Raw genomic sequence first — 19,966 nt, forward strand, 5'->3', positions numbered from 1 at the left:
GGGACACGACTGGAGGAAAAACACATGACCAAGATCTGCGGCGACGCATCCAATTTCGCAATGTCAGCCCTTCGTGGGTTCAGCCTGATCCATCATGACCTTGTGCGCCTCGTCCGTGGCGGCGTTCTGCGGGCAAAACCCGGCCCCAAAGGCAAGGTCGCCGTCGTGCTGGGAGGCGGTTCGGGCCACTATCCCGCCTTTGCGGGCTATGTCGGCAAGGGCTTCGGCGATGCTGCCGTGGCAGGCGACATTTTCGCATCCCCCTCTACGCAGGCCATCAAGAGCATCGCCCGACAGGCCGATCTCGGCGGAGGGATCATCCTCGGCTACGGCAACTACGCGGGCGATGTGCTCAATTTCGGGATTGCCGCCGACCGTCTGCGCGAAGAGGGCTATGACGTCCGCGTTCTGGCAACCGCCGATGACGTGGCCAGTTCGGACGCCTCCACCCGCGAACGCCGCCGGGGCATTGCGGGAGACCTACCGATTTTCAAGATCGTCGGGGCCGCTGCCGAAGCCGGACTGACGCTTGATGAGGTCGAGGAAGTCGCGCATCGCGTGAACCGTCAGACCTGCACCTTCGGCGTGGCTTTCGACGGCTGCACCCTGCCCGGCGAGACTGAAAAACTGTTTGAAGTTCCCAAGAACCGCATGGCCCTAGGTTTGGGTGTTCACGGTGAGCCGGGAATTGATGAACAGGACGTCCCCAGCCCGGAAGCGCTGGCAAAAATCCTGTTCGACCGTCTGCTGGCCGAAATTCCCCACGAAGCGCCGCGACGTGTCGCTGTGCTACTGAACGGTCTGGGCAGCACCAAGCAGGAAGAGCTTTTCGTGCTGTGGAACGCGCTGGCGCCAATGTTCGAAAACGCCGGGCTAACCCTCGTGGCCCCACTGGTGGGCGAATATGTCACCAGTCTGGACATGGCGGGCTGTTCCCTGACTCTGACATGGCTCGACGAGGATCTTGAGGAGTACTGGCGCGCGCCAGTGGATTCCGCGGCCCTGCGCCATGACAAGTTAGTCGGGGACGGCGTGGCTGACCTTGCCGTCGAAGATGAGGCGACGATCGTCTATATGCGCTCCGCTACCGCAGCGGGCCGTCAGGGCGGGGCGTGTGTTGCGGATGTCATGGAAAATCTGGCGAAGATGCTGGCCGCCGAGGAATCCAGCTTGGGGCATATCGACGCCCTTGCTGGCGATGGCGACCATGGACAGGGCATGGCGCGCGGGTCCGCAGCATCAGCCCGCGCCGCCCGTAACGCAGCCAATGCCGGTGCCGGCCCGGCTACGGTTCTGGCCACGGCAGCCGATGCCTGGGCCGACCGTGCCGGGGGCACATCGGGTGCGCTCTGGGGAGAAGGTCTGCGGGCCTTCAGCACGGCGCTAGATGATGGCCGTCTGCCGAGTGCCGAACAGCTTTCGCAGGGCGCCCGCAACAGTATGGAGCGCATCATGCTGCTCGGCAGGGCCAGGCCCGGCGACAAGACTCTCGTGGATGCCTTGGTCCCGTTTGTGGAAACGCTGGAGCGGGAACTGGCCGCGGGCCATGAGCTTGTCAAAGCCTGGATGGAAGGCGCAGAGGCCGCCTATCAGGCCGCGCAGGACACACGCAACCTGTTGCCCCGGATGGGACGGGCGAAAATGCACGGCGAACGGAGCAAGGGCCATCCCGATGCCGGTGCCCTGTCCCTCGCCCTCTGCGTACGTAGCGTTGGTAGGGACCTGAAAGCCGGAATGGCTGCCCAGCACGCACACGATCTGCTGCACGACCTCAGGGCCTGACAGCAAAGTCACCGATCATCGTCTCTTTTGCTTGGGCGGACGATGATCGGTGTCCCCTTTCGTTGGTTAAAGGGCGATCGGATATTCACGCGACGGCCTGTGTTCCGACACAAGTCGTCCTGAGAGCTCGCGGACAATCTCGGGATATCTGGTGGCCACATCACGCTTTTCGCCCGGATCTGCCGTCAGATCATAAAGTTCCAGCCGGGACGACCCGACAGGCCGCACGATTTTCCATCGCCCCAGACGCGCCGCCTGCCAGAAAGACGGCTCATACGTCTCCCAGTAGAGCAGTCGCTCCGGCAGCTCCCCCTGCCCCAGCAGAACGGGTGTCAGATCGCGACCATCCGTCACCACAGGAACACTGCGCCCTGCCAGCCCGAGAACCGTCGGCAGCAAATCTGGATGATAAACGGGTGTCCCGTTCGTCGTGCCCGCGGCGATCCGTGAAGGCCAGCGCGCAATCAGCGGAACACGGATTCCGCCCTCGTAAAGCTCGCGTTTATAGCCTCGCAACGGACCATGAGAGTTGAAGAAGGTCACAACCTCCGTCTGCTCCGCCGTGGGTTCGGATCTCGGCCCATGATCGGACGACACAAACACGATCGTATCGTTGTCCAGCCCCGACGCTTCAAGCGTTTGCAGAATACTGCCGACGCCAGCGTCCAGAAATTCGATCATAGCCGCATAGGCCTTTTCCCGGGCGCCCCAGGGCTCTCCTGCATAATCCCCCTCGGCTGGCGTAATATGCGGGCTATGCGGCGCGTTATAGGCGACCGTCAGGAAAAAAGGCTTCTGGCGATGACGCCTGATGAAGTCGCAGCTCTGATCCGTCACGATGTCGGTTTCGTAGACAGCCCGCCCCCCGCCGGCATTTCCCGCGACATCCTGCAACGTCGTGCCGTCGTACCATTTCTCCGGAAAATAGCCCTGCGTCTTTTCCGTCTGCGTCAACCATCCGTGGAATTCATCAAACCCGTGCCGCGTCGGGATGGCATCAGGATCGTAACCATCGAGATGCCACTTCCCCACCAGCCCCGTCACATATCCCTGCTCTTTCAGAACGGACGCGACCGTCGGTTCCTTATCGAACAGATTGGCCCTGCGGATCTGCTCCTTCCCCTTGTATCCGACCACGCCTCCGGCGAGCGCAAAATTGTCTCGGATGGACGCATGTCCCATATGACGCCCCGTCATGAGCGCACAGCGGGAAGGCGAGCAGATGGGCGCGCCACCATAAGCCTGCGTGAACTTCATGCCCTGAGCCGCCATCCGGTCGATATGCGGTGTGCGGATTCTGGTCTGGCCGTAACAGCCCAGATCATACACACCCAAGTCATCCGCGATGATGTAAATGATGTTGGGCGCCCGCGAGACTGCCCTGGAAGCCGCCTGCGCAGCCCCCTCCGACAGCCCCAAAGTCACCGTGCCGAGCGCTGCGCTTCCGGCGAGGAGTGTCCGCCGGTTCATACGGATTGAACGGATCAAGGCCTGCGCCTCCTGTGATGGAACGGGATTCATTGGCCGGAGGACTGCGCAGTCGTGAGGGTGACCGTGTCGATACGGCCCGTAAATGCTGCGGGCACCGTATAGGCCGGGCTCACGGCAGATCCCAGATCACGACCGATATCGAGGGTCTCCCGCGATGACAGGGCGATGTTGCTGAAACGCGCCTGCCGGGCCGGGGCTCCGTCCACGGAAAGCCCTACCGTCGCGGGAACCGGCTTCCCGCCCACCCAGCGCCGGATCATCTCCGCTGCCGCATCGCTTGTCCCCGCTGTCCGCTCCTGCTCCGGTGTGACCGTCACGACAATATGCCGCCGTCCTGCCGCCAAAGGAGCAGACGTTACGATCTGTCCTGTCCGCACACCATTTGCATTGGCTTCATAAACAAGGCGCCCCTTCGAAACATAAAGGGTGACACCCCCATATCGCCCGCCCTCGGCGAAAATCACCCCCTGCGCCCCGCCCGCAGGAACATCGACATCAGCACTCAGCGTATACGGATCATGCCCCAGATCCGGTGCAAAACGCGGCCCTACGCGATCCACGCCAGAGCGGTATGTAAAGACCGTCTGGCCTGTCGCCGTACCAAGCGGATATGCGTCAACTCCGGGCCGGAGCGGATCTGCATGATTACGGCTGGCCTCGTGCTGGAAAAGCGCCTGAAGCTCTTTGAGTTTTTCGGGATATTTCGCAGCCAGATCATGGGCCTGACTGTAGTCATCGCTCAACCTGTAGAGCTCCCACGGATGCGTCTGCGGCTGTGTCCCACGGGTCAGATACACGCGGTTGTCACCCACCTCCCATGTTTCCTGAGCAAGCTGTCCGGCCCACCATCCATCGGAATAAATGCCCAGATTTCCGCTCGTAGTGAAATACTGCACTTTGTGCCGCGACGGAGCGTCGGGATGATCGAACGTATAAAGCAGGCTCCGGCCTTCAATCGGGAGTTGCTCAACGCCCGCCGTGTGGGACGGCGGTGTAATCCCGGCGGCTTCATAAAGCGTTGGCGCAATATCGTTCAGATGCCCGAATTGACCCCGTATTCCATGAGTGTCGTGGATGCGTGCGGGCCAAGAGATGACCAGCGGGTCCGTCGTCCCACCCAGATGGGCGGCATCCTGTTTCGTGCCCTGAAACGGAGACGTCAGCGCCCATGCCCATGCGGCGGCATAATGGTTGAGATACAACTCGCTTCCCAGCGCATCACTGTCGGCCAGACGCGTCCTGACATCCGGCGTTCCGCCCTCCGCAGTCTTCGCATCCCTCCCCAGAAACCCGCCTTCGGCACTCCCGCCATTATCCCCGAACACTTCCAGGACAAGCGTGTTGTCCGCAATGCCTTCCTCCCGCAGAGTCGCCAGAAGCCGTCCGACTTCATGATCGGTTTCTTCGGCAAAAGCGGCATAGACCTCGGCCTGATGCGCGAGCAGCTTCTTTTCATCCGCAGACAGACTGTCCCATGCAGGCAGGGTGGAGGGGCGCGGTGTCAGTTCCGCATTCGCCGGGATAACGCCAAGCGCCTTCTGACGCTCAAAGCTCTGCTGCCGGATAACATCCCAGCCCTGATCGAACTTCCCTTTATATTTCGCAATCCATGCCTTGGGCACATGATGCGGCTCGTGCGTCGCACCCGTCGCATAATAAAGGAAGAACGGTTTATCGTGCGCCACGGCGTCATGCTGATGCAGCCAGCGGACGGCTTCGTTGGTGATGTCGGTCGTGAAATAATAGCCCTGTTCCGGCGTGGAAGACGGCTCAACAGGGGTCTGGTCACGGTAAAGACGCGGATAATACTGATTGTCCGCTGCGGCGAGAAACCCATAAAAATGTTCGAACCCCCACCGCCCTGTCGGCCACAGATCAAACGGCCCCGCCGCGCTAATCTGCCAGTAAGGCGTATTGTGCCATTTTCCGAACGCCGCCGTATTATATCCGTGTTCCTTGAGAACTTCGGCAACCGGCGTCACGTTCGCAGGCAGAACGGTATTATACCCCGGATGTCTGGAAGCAGCTTCTTCGATATTTCCGAACCCCACCTGCCGGTCATTATATCCCGTCAGCAAGGATGCCCGCGACGGGGAGCACAAAGCATTGACGTGAAAATTGTTATACCGCAGCCCGGCATCCGCCAGACGCGTGAAATCCGGTGTCGAAATCGGGCCACCAAAAACATTCGTCGCACCAAATCCGACATCATCAATCAGAATCACGACAATATTCGGCGCCCCCTTGGGCGCCTGTGGCGATTGCGGCCAGCCCTGCGTCGCCTCGGACGGTTCTGCGGCACGGGCATGCTGCACAACACTACCCCATAAAAGCGTACTGCCCAGAAGAAGGCCCAGAGACATCTGTCTTTTCATGACCATTCCTCGCCGGTTCAGTAGTTCACGCGGGCAATAAAGCCGAAATTGCGGGGCTGCGTGACATAGGCGTACCAGCTGCCATTTCCCGAAGCGGCGCTTCCCTGGGAAATCTGCGTGACACGCCGCTCGTCCGTTGCATTATTGATGAAGCCCGCGAGTTCCCAACGCCCCTGATGGTCGCGAAACCCGAAATTCAGGTTCAGCGTGCCATAAGCCGGCACCCAGCCATAAACGGAGTTGTTGCTGGAGGTGTTCATGCGGGTGTTGTAATTGTAGCTCCCACCTGCATAGGCATCGAGAGGGCGGGAAAAAATCTTTCCGATCCCGTGCGAATACTGCACCGCAGCCGACAGCGCCCATCTCGGCACGAACGGAATCTGCGTATGGGCGAGACTGTAAGCGCCTTTCCATGCCAGTTCCGGTGGTGCACTTGTGGAATACTGGAGGAACTGGGCGTCATTATAAGACGCAGACAGAGACGTTACGAGATTGGCAAGCGGGCTGTAATGAATGTCCATCTCCGCACCACGGACCCGCACTTTTGGAGCACTGCTCAGATAGGAAACCAGCGCGCCCTGATATTCATGAACTGCCGTGACCTGATAGTTGTGGTCGTTCGTCTGATACAGCGCACCGCTGACCAGAAGACGGTTCTGAAGAAACTGCGCCTTCGCCCCGACCTCAAAAGAGTCGTCCGTCTCCTTGCCCACATTCGGCGAAACTGCGCCCTGAGAAAGCTGGCTCGCAGAAAAAGAGACCAGATTGAGGCCACCGGATTTTCCACCGCGGCCATAGCGGCCGTAAACAATGGCATTATCCGCCACATGGTATTTCGCAACGAACTGTCCGGTTACGAAACCATTATCGACATGCGCGCCATACCCCGTATTGCTACCATACAGGCCCCAGATTTTCTGTGCCGTAGCCAGTGGTGTGATGGCTGAATTATAGCTTTCGGGTGTAACCTGCCATTGGGAAAAACTTCCCGTCTTGGTGCTGTAATTATATCGTACGCCCGTCACGAAATCCAGTTTGCGGGTGATGTGCCAGGTCCCGTTCGCGTAAAGCCCATAATAATTGGTGGTGGGCTGTCCATAGCTGCGCACGTCATAATTGTTCAGGACATTCGAGGCCTGTTCGGCAGAAATACCGCTGACGGGTGAGCTTCCGGTTCCATATCCATACCACGCTCCGGCATCCGGCCCGTAGCGGGTATCGCCGTAAACACGGTTTTCCTGCCACATGTAAAACGCTCCAACCCGATAATCGAGCAGACGCCCCAGAGAACTGGAAAAACGGAGTTCCTGCGTGAACTGCCTTTGATCGACCTTGGCATTGCTGTTGAGAATGGCATTGGCCGGCCCCAGATCACCGTCATTATGCGGTGCCCAGTCCCACCACCGGAAAGCCGTGATGGAGGACAGCGTGAAATTGGCATGGTGCCAGTCCACATGGCCCGAAAGCCCCATGTCTTCCTGCTCTGCGTCAGAAAGAGAGCTTCGGTTGATGGTATAAGGCGCATTGGAGGGGGCCGTGCCACCATATCCCGCCCAACCCAAACGCTGCGGCAGCGTTCCCGCTACGGCGCTGCCATCCGTCTTGGTTGCAACGATCTTGTAGAGCCCCCCAGAGCAGCAGTTTTCACGAAGATGGGCATAATCTCCCGTCAGCCGGACACTCAGCTCATCCGTGGGGTGATACAGAACCTGTGCGCGGAAAGAGCGGCTTGTCTGGCCATTAATATCGCCCCCGCCCGCAAGGTTTTTGACCCAGCCGCTGTTGCCATATCCCAACGCACTCAGCCGGACCGCAAGCTTGTCCTTGACGAGCGGCGTCGTCACCCCAAGGCTCCAGCGGTTATAATCATAATTTCCAACCCCCGCTTCACCATAGACATGTCGGGTATGCAGATCCGGCGCGGCCGTTGTGAGTTCGATGGCGCCTGCCGTGGCCGTCATGCCCCCTTCCGTTCCCGCCGGACCACGCAGGACGGTGATCCCGTTCAGATCGACCAGATCGCTCAGCGCAGTCGCAGGGCGTGAACGATAAACACCATCGACATACACCGCCACGCCCCCTTCGATCCCATCCGTCGCTGCCGTTCCGGCGGCTCCGAGACCACGGATATTGATTGTGGTGTTGCGCGGATTGGAAATATTGAGTTGAACGGTCGGCAGGAGACGCGCGGCCTGAGGCAGGGCCGTGATATGTTCGGCCTTCAGTTCCTGTGCACCGATCCGTGTCGCAGCCTGCGGAACGTTCTGAAGCGCATGCGTTTCCTGGTCAATCGTATGCGCTGCTGCCTGCACCGGAGATGCGACCACATGGATCCGTTCCGGATCGGAGACCGGCGCCCTGACCGCTTTGAGAGTGGGCCGAGCTGCCGGAACCGATTTTGCCGTATGGTGCCTGTGCGCGGTATGCGTGGCCGCGATTCCTTCTTTGGGGACGGCGCTCTGTGCCTGCGCACTGTCCCACCCCGTCACATCAACCACGGCAGCGATGGCGGTAAGCAGGACGTATTTTTTCTTCATGACCAGAATATTCCCGAACCGCATTAACATTTATATATCGTTGTTTTTACATAAGAACGATATATCGTCGTTTTGATTCGGTCCATACGAACGAATCGGATTCGGGATGTATTTATTTACACTATTTTATAATGTTATATGTCCTATGTTCTGGTCTGCTTTGGTGAACCCCACATCAGTCAGACCGGGACGCATCATAATGATCCGCAAAATCCTGGGCATCCGCTCCCCAACTGTAACTGCCCTGCGGGAAAGGCAGCATCGTTGCATTCCAGACTGCCCATTCCTTTTTCAGACGGGCAAAAAGCTCCGGTTTGCGATCTTTCAGATTGGCTCTCTCACGCGGATCGCTGACAACGTCGAAGAGAAATTCGTTCTCCCCGATTTTCAAATATTTGTAATCGCCATCGAGATGAGCGTGCTGGTCATGGATCTTGTAACGCCAGAACAGTGAGCGCGACTGGCGTTTCTCCGGATTACTCAGGAACGGCAGAAGATTTGTGCCGTCGGACGGGAAAGTTGCGTCCGGCGTCACGCCCGCAGCAGCCAGGAAACTGGGAAGCCAGTCCATCGTGATGAGGGTCTGGTCGCTCTCGGACCCTGCCCTCACCCGTGCGGGCCACCTCAGAACCGCCGGCACCCTGAGCCCACCCTCCAGAAGCTCCCCCTTCATGCCCGTAAAAGGCCAGATCTCGGAGAAACGCTCGCCGCCGTTGTCGCTGGTAAACACGACGATCGTATTTTCCGTCAGTTGATGGCGGTCAAGTGTCGCAAGAACCCGGCCGATCTGGTCATCCATGGCTCTGACCATCCGGCCATAGGTCTTCTGCGTTCCGCCATCATAGTCGAAGATCCTGCCTTTCAGGCGCTTTGATTCGGCCTCATCCTCCGGCCCTTCCCAAGGCCAGTGCGGCGCATTGAAATGCAGACTGAGGAAAAATGGCGACGGGTCCTGTGCAAACGTCTCGACCAGCCGAACGGCTTCGTCCCCCAGAAGCCCCGTCAGATAACCATGATCGTGGATCAGATGGTCGTCCCGATAAAACTGGTCCTCACCGGGTTTTCCCTGATGGGTGAAATAGTCGGCAGCGCCACCAGAAATACCGTAAAAATGGTCATAGCCGCTCTTGAGCGGCCCGAACTCCGGAGGGCTCCCAAGGTGCCACTTCCCCACCAGAGCCGTCCTGTACCCGGCCCTGTGAAGCTGCTCCGGGAGGGTCGGCAATCCCGGCGGAAGCCCGATTTTCCCGCTGGATGAGGCAATCGGTTCTTCCAGACCACAGGTAATCCGGTCCTGATAACGCCCGGTAATCAGGGCCGTCCGCGTCGCGGAACAGACGGCGGAATTCGCATAGGCGCGCGTCAGCTTGATGCCTTCATGCGCGATACGGTCAATGGAAGGCGTCGTAAAACCCGGCGTGCCGAAGCAGCTCACATCCGCGTATCCAAGATCATCCGCAAGAATGAAAATGATGTTCGGTGCCTTTGCTCTTTCGCCGGAACGGCCCGAAATCCCCGGCTGGGCGATCGCCCGCGCTCCCGGCCCCGTCATTGCGCCAAGGCCGATCCCTGCGACAGTGGAAAGGAAGGCGCGACGCCTCTGGACAAATCGGGTCATCTGCGGGCTTTCAGTCTGGATTATTAAACTATCAATTATGGTTAAAAATATTAACAACCAAAAAATAGGATGTAAATTCATAAAAACCAATATTGATGGTTGAAAGAACCTCGAAAAGCGGTTTCAGTTGGCAAACTCCTCCGGGAGACCATGATTCCAGATAACAGGGTAAGTGATATGGCTTCGTTCCCACTCAGGCTCTCCACCGGCGCTATGGGCACGATGGCCTTGTGCACTGCCCTCATGGCCATCCCCGACGCAGCAAAAGCCGTCCCCAGCGTGGTGCCGACCGGCGTCACCCGTTACAACCCCGAAAAGGCTTACAACAGCTTCATCCTGTTTTCCGGAAGCGACAATCACACCCATCTCATCGACATGAACGGTCACGAGGTCCGGCAATGGGCACAAGCCGGATTCCCCGCCAAATACATTGATCCCGCTCTGGTCCAGGGGCAGAAAGGCATTATCGGGCTACAGCTTTCGGAAATCCGCGGGGACGGCACCCACAAGATCCCCGGAGCCACAGCCGGTTTCCGTAACCGAACGTTCGGCTATGTGGACTGGTCTGACAAAACGCTCTGGGAATGGGGTCTTCAGTCGCCTGAAGGCAATGCCCGTCAGCATCATGACTGGGCCCGCCTGCCCGATGGCGGCACGCTTCTTCTGGCCAACCAGAACCGCTCCATCCCCGGCGGGGCCAAGCCGGTACTGGATGACGTGATTTATGAGATCGCCCCGGACGGCAAAATCCGCTGGACCTGGAAGGCCGGAGACCATCTTCGGGAATTCGGCTTTACCGACAGCCAGCTTCAACTGGTAACGCATGCTGAAAATCCGGATTACCTTCATATCAACAACATGCAGCTTGTAGGCGATAACCACTGGTATCGCGCGGGAGACAAACGTTTCGCACCGGACAACATCCTGATCGATTCACGGGAGGCCAACTTCATCGCAATCCTGGACCGCCATTCCGGCAAGGTCGTCTGGCGTCTGGGCCCTAACCTCCCGCAGCGGCGCCGCAGCGAACCTGCTGTTCCTTTCGCCGTCGACCAGTTCGTCGGACAGCATGACGCGCATCTTATTCCCGAAGGCCTACCGGGGGCAGGCAACCTGATCGTTTTCGACAATCAGGGAGAAGCAGGCTATCCCGCCCGTCCGTTGCAGGTCGCCAACGGTTCGCGAATTCTGGAAATCAATCCCGTAACGGCGCAGGTCGTCTGGCAGTACACAGGCGAGAATTCCGGCGGCCCGCCATGGTCCTTCTACAGCAGCTTCATCAGCTCCGTGGACCGGCTGCCCAATGGCAATACCCTGATCGACGAAGGCATGAACGGACGCTTCTTCCAGGTCACGCCCACGGGTGAAATCGTGTGGGAATATGTTTCGCCCTATTCAGGTGAAACGCCCGGCAGCTCTTCAGGAAAAACAACGCGCTCCAACTGGGTCTATCGTATCCAGCCCGTGCCATATGGATGGGTGCCCTCGACCGTCTCCCATACCGAAACAGTCGTGGTTCCGGCTTCAGATCCGGAAAAATAATACAATCGCAGGGCTGGCGGCCAAAGTCATGACGCCAGCCCTCCCTTCTCAGGCAGGCACCGTCGGTTCCGAAGGGGACTGACCATCGGGCGGATTGACAACCGCCCCCACCGGAGCCGCCACAGGCCCTTTGAGAAGCGGGTCCTGCGTCTCCTGCATCCAGCGCCGCAGGCGCTTTCTCATTTCCCGCAGAACGTCTCCATACTGCGGATCGTGACACAGGTTACCGGTTTCCGCAGGATCGAACGTCAGATCATAAAGAGCCTCTTCAGGCAGACGATGATCCGGCCATCCGGCCCCGACCCAGACGGACTTGCTGGGACTGTCATCGCAGTTCGGCAGCACGGGCTGCCTGCGACTTCCAAATCTGCGAATATATTTCCATCGCTGCGTCCGGACGGCCCGCATCGGTTCATATGACGCGTGATACGTCATCTCAGCATAGACGGCATCCCGGATTTCCGCCTGACTGCCCCGCAAGACCGGAAGAAAAGATTGCCCCGCAAGCCAGGAAGGACGCGGGATGCCCAGGTAATCATAAACTGTCGGAAAAACATCAATCTGCGAGACCATCACGTCCGACTGATGCCCCACGGCCAGACCCGGCCCTCGCATGATCAGTGCCGTTCCGATCCCGTCATCCGTCAGGTTGCATTTCATGCCCGGAAAAGCGATGCCATGATCCGTGACGAAAATAACCAGCGTATTGCGGTCATAACCATTTCTGGACAAAGCCTGCAAAACCCGCCCGACACCCGCATCCAACTGACGCGCGCTTGCCCCGAAAGCCGCGAAATCGTGGCGGATTTCCGGCGTATCGGGTAATGGACGCGGAACGCTCCGCACACGCTCCAGATCCGCGGGGGTCGGGTCCGGATACTCCCGATGCGTCTCGAAAAATCCGACATCCAGAAAAAACGGCTGTCTGGGCCGGCTGTCCAGAAACCGCTCGGCTATCGGTGCCACCACAGAAGCTTCCGCACGCCATTTCCCGCTCTCGTCGCGATAGGCAAGATTCCTGTCATACCCCAGCGTGTCCGGATCAGCGGCAACATGCTGCATCCCTGTCAGCACGGCCTGATATCCGAATTTCTGCAGGTCCCGGAAAAGGAGCTGCCGCGGATCGTTCAGCCTGAAACCCCGATGCGCCAGCCCAATCATTCCGGAACGATGGGGAGACTGACCGGTCAGCAGAGCCGCACGACTAGGAGAGCAGACCGGTGCCGCACTGAACGCCTGCCGGAACGTCACGCCCTCACGCGCCAGAGAGGCTATTTCCGGAGTAGAGACCGCGCTGTCATAAGGCTCGAGCGACCGTCCACTGTCGTGGGAATGAAGATAGAGAATATTCGTCCACCTGCCTTTCGGAAGGGACTGCCCATATCCTTTTGCCATGAAGGCGCCTCCGCCTGAGGCAAGAAGGGTGCGACGTCTGACCTGTACCATGATGTTCCTGCGGATATTCTGCCCCCGCGCAGAGCCAAAAGCTTTGCGGAGAGTATGAGAGAATTGAGAGTTTCTTCCCGCAGCCTCTAGATCTGCGGATCGCTGATCCTGCCTCCCATGGCCGCCACCAGCTTCTTTCCTGCCGGACTCTGCATGGCGGCTGCATCAAAATCGGACGGCTGTTTCAGACGCGGCGTATAGGTTCCGGCGCGTTTTTCGCTGAGATACCGTGCGGCGGCCCGTACCGCGAAAAGTCCCAGAACACCCTGCACGTCAGGCGGCGAAACACGCGCCGTCAGGGCCGTCTGAACAGCCGGCGTTACAGCGGGAGAGCGCACATTCCGCCCATAAGTCGCCGCCAGAACCGCAGCCAGGGCCCCCTCCGGATCACCCGTTTGCGCGATCTTTCCCGCAACCCAGTCGATGGCCTGAGCAGCATCGGGGCCATTCAGCAGAATTTCACCCAGCACAGCCCTGATCACCACAGACGGCTCTTTTCCAAATGCCAATGCCACATCATGAGTGGTCCGGGCATCCAGCGGCGTCTGCACCGCAAGAATACCCGTAGCCGCCCAGTACCGCACGGCTTCGCTATCATTTCCAAGAGAGGCCCTGAACGCCGGAAGATGTTCCGCACTCCGCTGGGTCACCTTCGCCCCCAGCGCCATCAGCGCAGGCAACGGATAAGCGCCAGGCTCGCGGCTTGCCTGATACCCCTGATGTCGCAGCCCTTCCGCAAGGAACGCATTATCGTTGATCGCAATCATCTGCGCATCAAGCACACCCCGCAGATGTTGCAGTTCAGCCTGATGCGCCGGATCGTCGATCAGGTTGCTGATCTGATGCGGATCACTCGCAAGATCATAAAGCTCTTCACCCGGCTTGTCCTGCCAGAAGGCTGCCTGAACAGCGTTCAGACGCCCCGCCAGCCACTCCTCTTCCCAGGACTGGTAACCGCGACCTTTCCACTCATACGCATTATGCTGTCCGTAAATGCGATGTGGCATGTAGTTACGGATATAGCGGTAACGCCCACTCCGGACCGTCCGCATCAGATCCAGCCGTTCATCCATCCGGTTACGACCACTGAACACATGATCGCGTGGCGCGGGAACGTGCTGCCCGAGAAATGGCTGTCCCTGCATATGCCGGGGAATTGCCGCCCCTGCCAGCGACAGTGTCGTCGGCGCCATATCCACCAGACTCACGAGATCCGGACTGACCTGCCCGGCCGCACGTTGCGCAAAATGCTGAAATTTCTTTGGAAACCGCACGATCAGGGGCACGTGCAGCCCCCCTTCATAACAGTATCGCTTCGTTCTGGGCTGCACCCCGCCATGATCGGCGAAAAACATGACGATCGTGTCCTGAGCCAGACCGTCCTGTTCAAGCTCGCCCAGAATATGGGCCACCGCTTTATCCTGCCGGTTCACCATGTCGATGTTGCGCGCAATCGAATCCCGGATATCGGGCGTGTCCGGCAGATAGGGCGGAATATGGACCCGCGCAGGATCAGTCACGGTCGCACCCGTCTCAAACAGATGGGATTCATGCGTGATGAGATAATTGTAGACCGCGAAAAAGGGTTTCCCCGCCGGGCGGTTCCGCCAGTGTGCCGTCACTGAACACGCATCCCAGATCGTCGCAGGATCAAGGTCACAGTTGTAGTCGGTAAAGACGTTATTGGTGCAGTAATACCCCGCCCCACGCATCAGTTCCGGAAGGCTTTCGAACTGTCCTGCAATGCGGGCCACAGCGCGCATGTTTTCCGCCGGTCCACAGCTTTGCGGATACAGCCCCGTGACCAGCGAGAAACGCGACGGAGAGCAGACCGGGGTAGTGGCATAGGCGCTTTTAAAGCGGTTTCCCTCGCGGGCCAGTGCGTCAATCGTCGGCGTCACCGCCAGAGGATTGCCGTAACATCCCAGAAGAGGCGCATGGATATCATGGCAGACGATCCAGATAATGTTCGGCTTCCGGCCTGCCGGGGTCTCTGACGCGGCAGAGATGGTCTTCGCCCTGGCATTAACACCAGCACCGGCCGAAAACGCCACACCGGCCGCGCCCGTCGTCGCCAAAAGATGACGGCGGCTCACCGCTCTGGAGGGTCGATCCATGCTCACAGATCCACCACAGCCGACGACGCACATCTGAAACCGATATGGCCGAGAGAGCTGTCAGGCGTCGTATGGGTCCGTGCCGAATTGCGATACCGGTTGCAATAGGAGTGATGGCACATATGCGATCCCCCCCGGATCACCCTGTCCGTCCCCTCGGGTGGTCCTGAAGGATTGCATCGCGTCAGGGCATTTTCAGCCTGATGCCAGACCGGGCTCCAGAAATCGGAGCACCATTCCCACGTATTGCCCACCATGTTGTAAAGGCCGTATCCATTCGGCGGAAATGCGGTAACGGGCACGGTCGTCACATACCCGTCCTGGCGGGTGTTCTCATCGGGGAAACGTCCCTGCCAGATGTTGCACTGCGCCTCCCCATCAGGACGCAGTTCATTTCCCCAGGGGTAACGGAAATTCTGCATCCGGCCCCGCGCGGCAATTTCCCATTCCGCTTCCGTCGGCAAACGCTTGCCCGCCCAGACCGCATAAGCGGTCGCATCATTCCACGACACATGCACGACCGGATGATCCTGACGGGCCGAAATATGCGACCCCGGCCCTTCAGGATGACGCCACTGCGCGCCACGGACCGGCAGCCACCACGGCGTCTGCGGAACAGAACCGCGCAGACGGCGCTTCTTCGCTGTCGCCGTCGCCACTCCTTCGAAAACGAACGACCACCCCTCCGCTTCGGCTTCCGTCACATACCCCGTAGCTGCGACAAATGCCGCAAACTGCCGGTTGCTGACAGCATATCTATCGATCCAGAAAGCATCGACCTCCACGAGCCGAACCGGCCCCTCGCCATCCGCGACATGGATTTCGGAATCATCAGCGCCAATCTGGTGCGTTCCCTCCCCGATCAGCACCATGTCCTCATAGCCCGAGGTACGGCAGGGCTGACGATCCTGAAACACCGGAACAGACGGCGCGCGCGAAGACGCCCGCGCCGCCTGCGGAACGCAGCACGCTTTTTTCGGGTGAGCAGAAGCGGAGATGAGGGTCATTAAACTGATCCTGATAGTTTTATTATTTAAAACCTCTATTTCATCGTTATTGAAAACACAAACCCTTCGGTATTTTCAATCCCGCGTTGCAGAATCGTTCTGTTTTCTTCTGAAATCTTTGTTTTTCAGCCGATTTTCAAGAATCGCTCCGGGACACGCTTGACGGCAATAGGCAGATCTATAATCAAAATGATATCGTTGTTTTAATTAATTACGTTTTGTTTTTGTTATATAGATCGACCCGACATTCCCCTGCTCCCGAAGGCCATGGCCATGAAAAACCTGTCGTCCCGCCGTTACACCCTCAAAGGAACACTGGCTCTCGCTGCAACCCTCATCGCAGGTCCGTGCCTGTCCGCCGCACATGCTGCGGATTACCACCTTCTGAATGTGTCCTATGACCCGACGCGCGAGCTTTACAGCGACATCAACCATGCCTTCCCAGCCTTCTGGTCCAAGACCCATAGCGGAGACAGCGTTGTCGTAACGTCATCGCATGGCGGCTCCGGCGCGCAGGCGCGCTCGGTTCTGGAGGGCGCACCCGCGGATGTCGTCACGCTGGGTCTCGCCTACGATATTGATATTCTCGCCCAGAACGGCCTTCTGGCTACAGACTGGCAGAAACGCCTGCCGCACAATTCAACGCCCTATACCAGCACGATCGTGTTCCTCGTGCGTAAAGGCAACCCGAAGAACATCCACGATTGGCCCGATCTGATCCGCGATGGCATTCAGGTTGTCACCCCAAATCCCAAGACATCCGGGGGCGCACGATGGAACTATCTGGCCGCGTGGGGCTGGGCGCTTCATCAGCCCGGTGGGACGGAACAGTCCGCAACAGCATACCTCAAGGCGCTCTTTGCGCATGTCCCCGTTCTTGATACGGGCGCGCGTGGCGCTACCAACAGCTTCGTCCAGCGCGGCCTGGGCGATGTTCTGATCGCATGGGAAGACGAAGCCCTGCTGGCCTCGCGCGATCTGGGGCCGGACAAATTCGATATTGTCGTGCCCCCCCTCACCATTCTTGCCGAACCTCCCGTCGCCACCGTGGACCGCAACGTGCAGGAACACGGAACCGAAGCCGTCTCCCGCGCCTATCTGGACTTCCTGTTCTCCCCAGAAGGCCAGCGGATCGGCGCCAGACACTATTTCCGCCCCGTGGACCCTGCGATTCAGGCCGAAACAGCCGCAGTCTTCCCACACACCACAACCTTCGACGTCGCCAGCCTGGGCGGCTGGACCCGCCTGCAGAAAACCCATTTCTCGGACGGCGGCGTGTTCGACCAGATCTACAGCCACTGAGTGTGAAACCCCTGACCGTGACGGGCCTGGGTTCTTTCCCGCGCCGACGCCAGACATTACCCGGCTTTTCACTGTCGCTGGGCCTGAGCCTGCTCTGGACCGGGCTGCTCGTCGTTCTCCCCCTGACGGCGCTGCTGCTCCGGCCCTGGCAGCACGGCCTCGGCCCGATGATCCATGCGCTGCATGACGCACGCATGTATGCCGCCCTGCGGGTCAGTTTTATCTGCGCCTTCCTGGCGGTCCTCATTGACCTGCCGATCGGCCTGCTGCTGGCCTGGACCCTCGTCCGCTACCGACCGCCCGGCCATCGCGCCGTAGACGCCCTGATCGACCTCCCCTTCGCCATTCCCACAGCCGTGACCGGCATCGCTCTGGCCACCCTTTACGGCCCCGGCGGATGGATCGGCGCCCCTGCAGAAAAACTGGGACTGAAACTCACCTTTTCTCCCGCCGGAATTGTCATCGCGCTGACCTTCATCGGACTGCCTTTCATCGTCCGTTCCGTCGAACCCGTGCTTCGCAGCTTTCCCAAAGATGTCGAGGAAGCCGTTTTCCTTCTGGGCGCATCGGGATGGCAGCGTTTCTGCCGTATTCTCCTGCCCGCTCTCGCGCCCCCGCTTCTGAGCGGTGCAGGGCTCGCCTTTGCACGGGGCATCGGAGAATACGGCTCCGTCATCTTCATTGCGGGCAACCAGCCTTTCCACAGCGAGGTCGCACCGCTGCTGATCGTCATGCGGCTTCAGGAATTCAACTATGATGGCGCAACCTCCATCGCCCTGATCCTGCTTGTCACGGCCCTGCTCTGCCTCGTTGCCGTCAGCCATCTGCGCCGTTCGGTTTCTTCCGGACTGCTCCGTGAGGACGGCGCATGACCCGTCAGTCTTCCCGGATAACCCCCGTTGTCCTGACCCTGCTCAGCTACACCATCATCGGCCTTCTCATCGTCCTGCCTGTGGTCCTGATCCTGCACGAAGCCCTGCGTCAGGGCCTGCATACGGCTCTTGAAACCCTCAAAGACCCGGAAGCCCGATCCTCCATCCGCCTGACAGCCTGCGTCACCGCCATCGTGACGGTCATCAACACGGCAGGCGGCGTCGCTGCGGCCTGGACATTGACAAAATACGACTTCCGAGGTGCCCGCCTTCTGGTGAGCCTGATCGAACTCCCCATCAGCGTTTCTCCCGTGATTGCGGGGCTGGTCTGGCTGCTGCTTTTCGGCCGGCAGGGATGGTGGGGAAACTGGCTCGGCCATCACGGCCTACACATCGCCTTCGCCGTCCCCGGCATCATTCTTGCAACGCTCTTCGTGACCTTCCCCTACGTCGCACGCACCCTCATGCCCTATATGGAACAGCAGGGCCGTGCCGCCGAAGAAACCGCCTTCCTGCTGGGCGCGGGCTTCTGGAAAACTCTGATCCACGTCACGCTCCCCGACGCAGGCTGGGCGCTTCTTTCGGGAGTTCTTCTCACGACAGCCCGCGCCATGGGAGAATTCGGCGCAGTCGCCGTCATCTCAGGCCACATCCCCGGCGTCACCGAAACCATGCCGCTCCATATCGAGACCCTCTATAACGGCTACCAGTCCGTAGCAGCCTTCGCGATGGCGGCCCTTCTCGTCCTTGTCGCAATGACAACGGTCCTGATCCGCATGTTTCTCGAGCGTTCTTTCAGAAAACAGCATCCATGAGCATCACTCTCGAAGCCTTCACGCAATACGCTCCCCGCTCTTCGCGCAAACTGCTCGATAACATCGCGCTAACCGTCGAAGACCGCGCGTTCGTCGCGCTTGTCGGGCCATCCGGAGCCGGAAAAACCACCCTGCTCAGAGCCATTGCAGGCCTTTCCTCCCATTCCGAAGGCACACTGCTGATCGACGGCCTTCCCATCCACGACCGCCCCGTACAGGACCGGGGCATCGGGTTCGTCTTCCAGAACTATGCCCTGTTCCGACACATGACCGTGGCCCGGAACATCGCCTTCGGCCTCGACGTCCTGCCCCGCGCGCGGCGCCCCGATCGCGCCGCCATCCAGCGCCGCGTCACTGAACTTCTGGACCTCATCCAGCTTCCCCATCTCGCAAAAGCCTACCCGGACCAGCTTTCCGGCGGCCAGAGACAGCGCGTGGCCCTTGCCCGCGCACTGGCAACCGGCCCCAGACTTCTCCTGCTCGATGAACCTTTCGGCGCCTTGGACCCTCTGGTCCGCCGTGACATCCGCCGCTGGCTCCGGGACCTGCACGACCGGATGAACCTGACGACCATTCTCGTCACCCATGACCACGAAGAAGCCATGGACGTCGCAGACACGCTCGTCGTCATGCAGGAGGGCCGCATCGTTCAGGCCGCCGACGCCTCCACCCTGAATGCTGCCCCCCAAACGCCCTTTGTCATGGAGTTTCTGGGCGAAACCCTCAAATTTCCGGGTACCGTCCGGTCTGGTCAGTTCGTTCCGGACAATACCGACATCGCCCCTTTCCCGTTCGAGGGGCCAGACGGAGACGCGACCGCTTTTATCCGCCCACATGACGTCTTCCTCCTGCCCGGGGCTGGACAGGCTTCCGTGGAAAAACGCCCCCATTTTTCCAACGGGCTTTTCCGCTATCAGATCGTTACCGCCGAGGCCGCATTTGAAATGATTACACCCACAGACCTCTCCCCACAGGAGATGCAGAATGTCCGCGTCGACATCAGCCGCGGAAAAATTTTCTATCCCGCTGCTGCGTCAGAAGACCCTCCGAAGCCAGCCTGAG

The 19,966-nt window shown here is 59.5% G+C and carries 13 protein-coding genes; 6 read left to right on the top strand and 7 right to left on the bottom strand.

Going from position 1 to position 19,966, the window contains the following annotated elements; genetic code table 11:
• The first annotated feature begins 24 nt into the window (after positions 1-24).
• Positions 25-1,782, top strand: coding sequence for a dihydroxyacetone kinase family protein (locus HKD28_RS11280; protein ID WP_194262487.1), 1,758 nt, complete (start codon positions 25-27; stop codon positions 1,780-1,782).
• Positions 1,783-1,848: 66 nt separating this feature from the next.
• Here HKD28_RS11280 and HKD28_RS11285 read toward each other — a convergent pair whose 3' ends face one another.
• The 4 genes from HKD28_RS11285 to HKD28_RS11300 form a co-directional block, all read right to left on the bottom strand.
• On the bottom strand, positions 1,849-3,270 hold the full coding sequence (locus HKD28_RS11285; protein WP_235993434.1) for an arylsulfatase: 1,422 nt from the start codon (positions 3,268-3,270) through the stop codon (positions 1,849-1,851).
• A gap of 29 nt (positions 3,271-3,299) precedes the next feature.
• The gene (locus HKD28_RS11290) at positions 3,300-5,648 is read right to left on the bottom strand and encodes an arylsulfatase (RefSeq protein ID WP_194268198.1); all 2,349 of its coding nucleotides are present in this window, start codon (positions 5,646-5,648) and stop codon (positions 3,300-3,302) included.
• Between the two features lie 17 nt (positions 5,649-5,665).
• Positions 5,666-8,185 carry a TonB-dependent receptor gene (locus HKD28_RS11295; RefSeq protein ID WP_194268199.1) on the bottom strand — a complete coding sequence of 840 codons (2,520 nt, stop codon included), beginning with the start codon at positions 8,183-8,185 and terminating at the stop codon, positions 5,666-5,668.
• A 175-nt stretch (positions 8,186-8,360) separates the two neighbouring features.
• Positions 8,361-9,803 carry a sulfatase family protein gene (locus HKD28_RS11300; RefSeq protein WP_194268200.1) on the bottom strand — a complete coding sequence of 481 codons (1,443 nt, stop codon included), beginning with the start codon at positions 9,801-9,803 and terminating at the stop codon, positions 8,361-8,363.
• 177 nt (positions 9,804-9,980) lie between these two features.
• Here HKD28_RS11300 and HKD28_RS11305 point away from each other — a divergent pair, with 177 nt between their 5' ends.
• Positions 9,981-11,345, top strand: a complete 1,365-nt coding sequence (locus HKD28_RS11305) for an aryl-sulfate sulfotransferase (RefSeq protein ID WP_194268201.1) — start codon at positions 9,981-9,983, stop codon at positions 11,343-11,345.
• A 48-nt stretch (positions 11,346-11,393) separates the two neighbouring features.
• On the opposite strand, the gene HKD28_RS11310 is transcribed toward HKD28_RS11305, so the two are convergent.
• The 3 genes from HKD28_RS11310 to HKD28_RS11320 all read right to left on the bottom strand — a co-directional run bounded on the left by HKD28_RS11310 (position 11,394) and on the right by HKD28_RS11320 (position 15,915).
• The gene (locus tag HKD28_RS11310) at positions 11,394-12,791 is read right to left on the bottom strand and encodes a sulfatase family protein (RefSeq protein ID WP_194268202.1); all 1,398 of its coding nucleotides are present in this window, start codon (positions 12,789-12,791) and stop codon (positions 11,394-11,396) included.
• Between the two features lie 86 nt (positions 12,792-12,877).
• Positions 12,878-14,908, bottom strand: coding sequence for a sulfatase family protein (locus HKD28_RS11315; protein WP_194268203.1), 2,031 nt, complete (start codon positions 14,906-14,908; stop codon positions 12,878-12,880).
• A 2-nt stretch (positions 14,909-14,910) separates the two neighbouring features.
• Positions 14,911-15,915 carry a formylglycine-generating enzyme family protein gene (locus tag HKD28_RS11320; protein ID WP_194268204.1) on the bottom strand — a complete coding sequence of 335 codons (1,005 nt, stop codon included), beginning with the start codon at positions 15,913-15,915 and terminating at the stop codon, positions 14,911-14,913.
• 267 nt (positions 15,916-16,182) lie between these two features.
• Here HKD28_RS11320 and HKD28_RS11325 point away from each other — a divergent pair, with 267 nt between their 5' ends.
• Genes HKD28_RS11325 through HKD28_RS11340 form a run of 4 tightly spaced genes read left to right on the top strand, consistent with a single transcriptional unit; the run spans position 16,183 to position 19,965 of the window.
• Positions 16,183-17,217, top strand: a complete 1,035-nt coding sequence (locus tag HKD28_RS11325; RefSeq protein WP_194268205.1) for a sulfate ABC transporter substrate-binding protein — start codon at positions 16,183-16,185, stop codon at positions 17,215-17,217.
• A 17-nt stretch (positions 17,218-17,234) separates the two neighbouring features.
• Complete coding sequence (cysT, locus tag HKD28_RS11330; RefSeq protein ID WP_328750332.1) at positions 17,235-18,089, top strand: sulfate ABC transporter permease subunit CysT; 855 nt, start codon at positions 17,235-17,237, stop codon at positions 18,087-18,089.
• Positions 18,086-18,904 carry a sulfate ABC transporter permease gene (locus HKD28_RS11335; protein ID WP_194268206.1) on the top strand — a complete coding sequence of 273 codons (819 nt, stop codon included), beginning with the start codon at positions 18,086-18,088 and terminating at the stop codon, positions 18,902-18,904. Before cysT ends, HKD28_RS11335 begins: the two co-directional genes overlap by 4 nt.
• Complete coding sequence (locus tag HKD28_RS11340) at positions 18,901-19,965, top strand: sulfate/molybdate ABC transporter ATP-binding protein (protein ID WP_194268207.1); 1,065 nt, start codon at positions 18,901-18,903, stop codon at positions 19,963-19,965. The genes HKD28_RS11335 and HKD28_RS11340 overlap by 4 nt, the downstream gene beginning before the upstream one ends.
• Position 19,966: the final 1 nt, after the last annotated feature.

Source organism: Gluconobacter cadivus (genome assembly GCF_015244745.1).
GTDB classification, from domain to species: Bacteria; Pseudomonadota; Alphaproteobacteria; order Acetobacterales; family Acetobacteraceae; genus Gluconobacter; species Gluconobacter cadivus.

Excerpts from the sequence above, each read along its gene's own strand:
- HKD28_RS11280 (WP_194262487.1), top strand. The coding sequence starts at position 25 with ATGACCAAGATCTGCGGCGACGCATCCAATTTCGCAATGTCAGCCCTT.
- HKD28_RS11290 (WP_194268198.1), bottom strand. The coding sequence starts at position 5,648 with ATGAAAAGACAGATGTCTCTGGGCCTTCTTCTGGGCAGTACGCTTTTA.
- HKD28_RS11295 (WP_194268199.1), bottom strand. The coding sequence starts at position 8,185 with ATGAAGAAAAAATACGTCCTGCTTACCGCCATCGCTGCCGTGGTTGAT.
- HKD28_RS11300 (WP_194268200.1), bottom strand. The coding sequence starts at position 9,803 with ATGACCCGATTTGTCCAGAGGCGTCGCGCCTTCCTTTCCACTGTCGCA.
- HKD28_RS11305 (WP_194268201.1), top strand. The coding sequence starts at position 9,981 with ATGGCTTCGTTCCCACTCAGGCTCTCCACCGGCGCTATGGGCACGATG.
- HKD28_RS11310 (WP_194268202.1), bottom strand. The coding sequence starts at position 12,791 with ATGGTACAGGTCAGACGTCGCACCCTTCTTGCCTCAGGCGGAGGCGCC.
- HKD28_RS11315 (WP_194268203.1), bottom strand. The coding sequence starts at position 14,908 with ATGGATCGACCCTCCAGAGCGGTGAGCCGCCGTCATCTTTTGGCGACG.
- HKD28_RS11320 (WP_194268204.1), bottom strand. The coding sequence starts at position 15,915 with ATGACCCTCATCTCCGCTTCTGCTCACCCGAAAAAAGCGTGCTGCGTT.
- HKD28_RS11325 (WP_194268205.1), top strand. The coding sequence starts at position 16,183 with ATGGCCATGAAAAACCTGTCGTCCCGCCGTTACACCCTCAAAGGAACA.
- HKD28_RS11335 (WP_194268206.1), top strand. The coding sequence starts at position 18,086 with ATGACCCGTCAGTCTTCCCGGATAACCCCCGTTGTCCTGACCCTGCTC.
- HKD28_RS11340 (WP_194268207.1), top strand. The coding sequence starts at position 18,901 with ATGAGCATCACTCTCGAAGCCTTCACGCAATACGCTCCCCGCTCTTCG.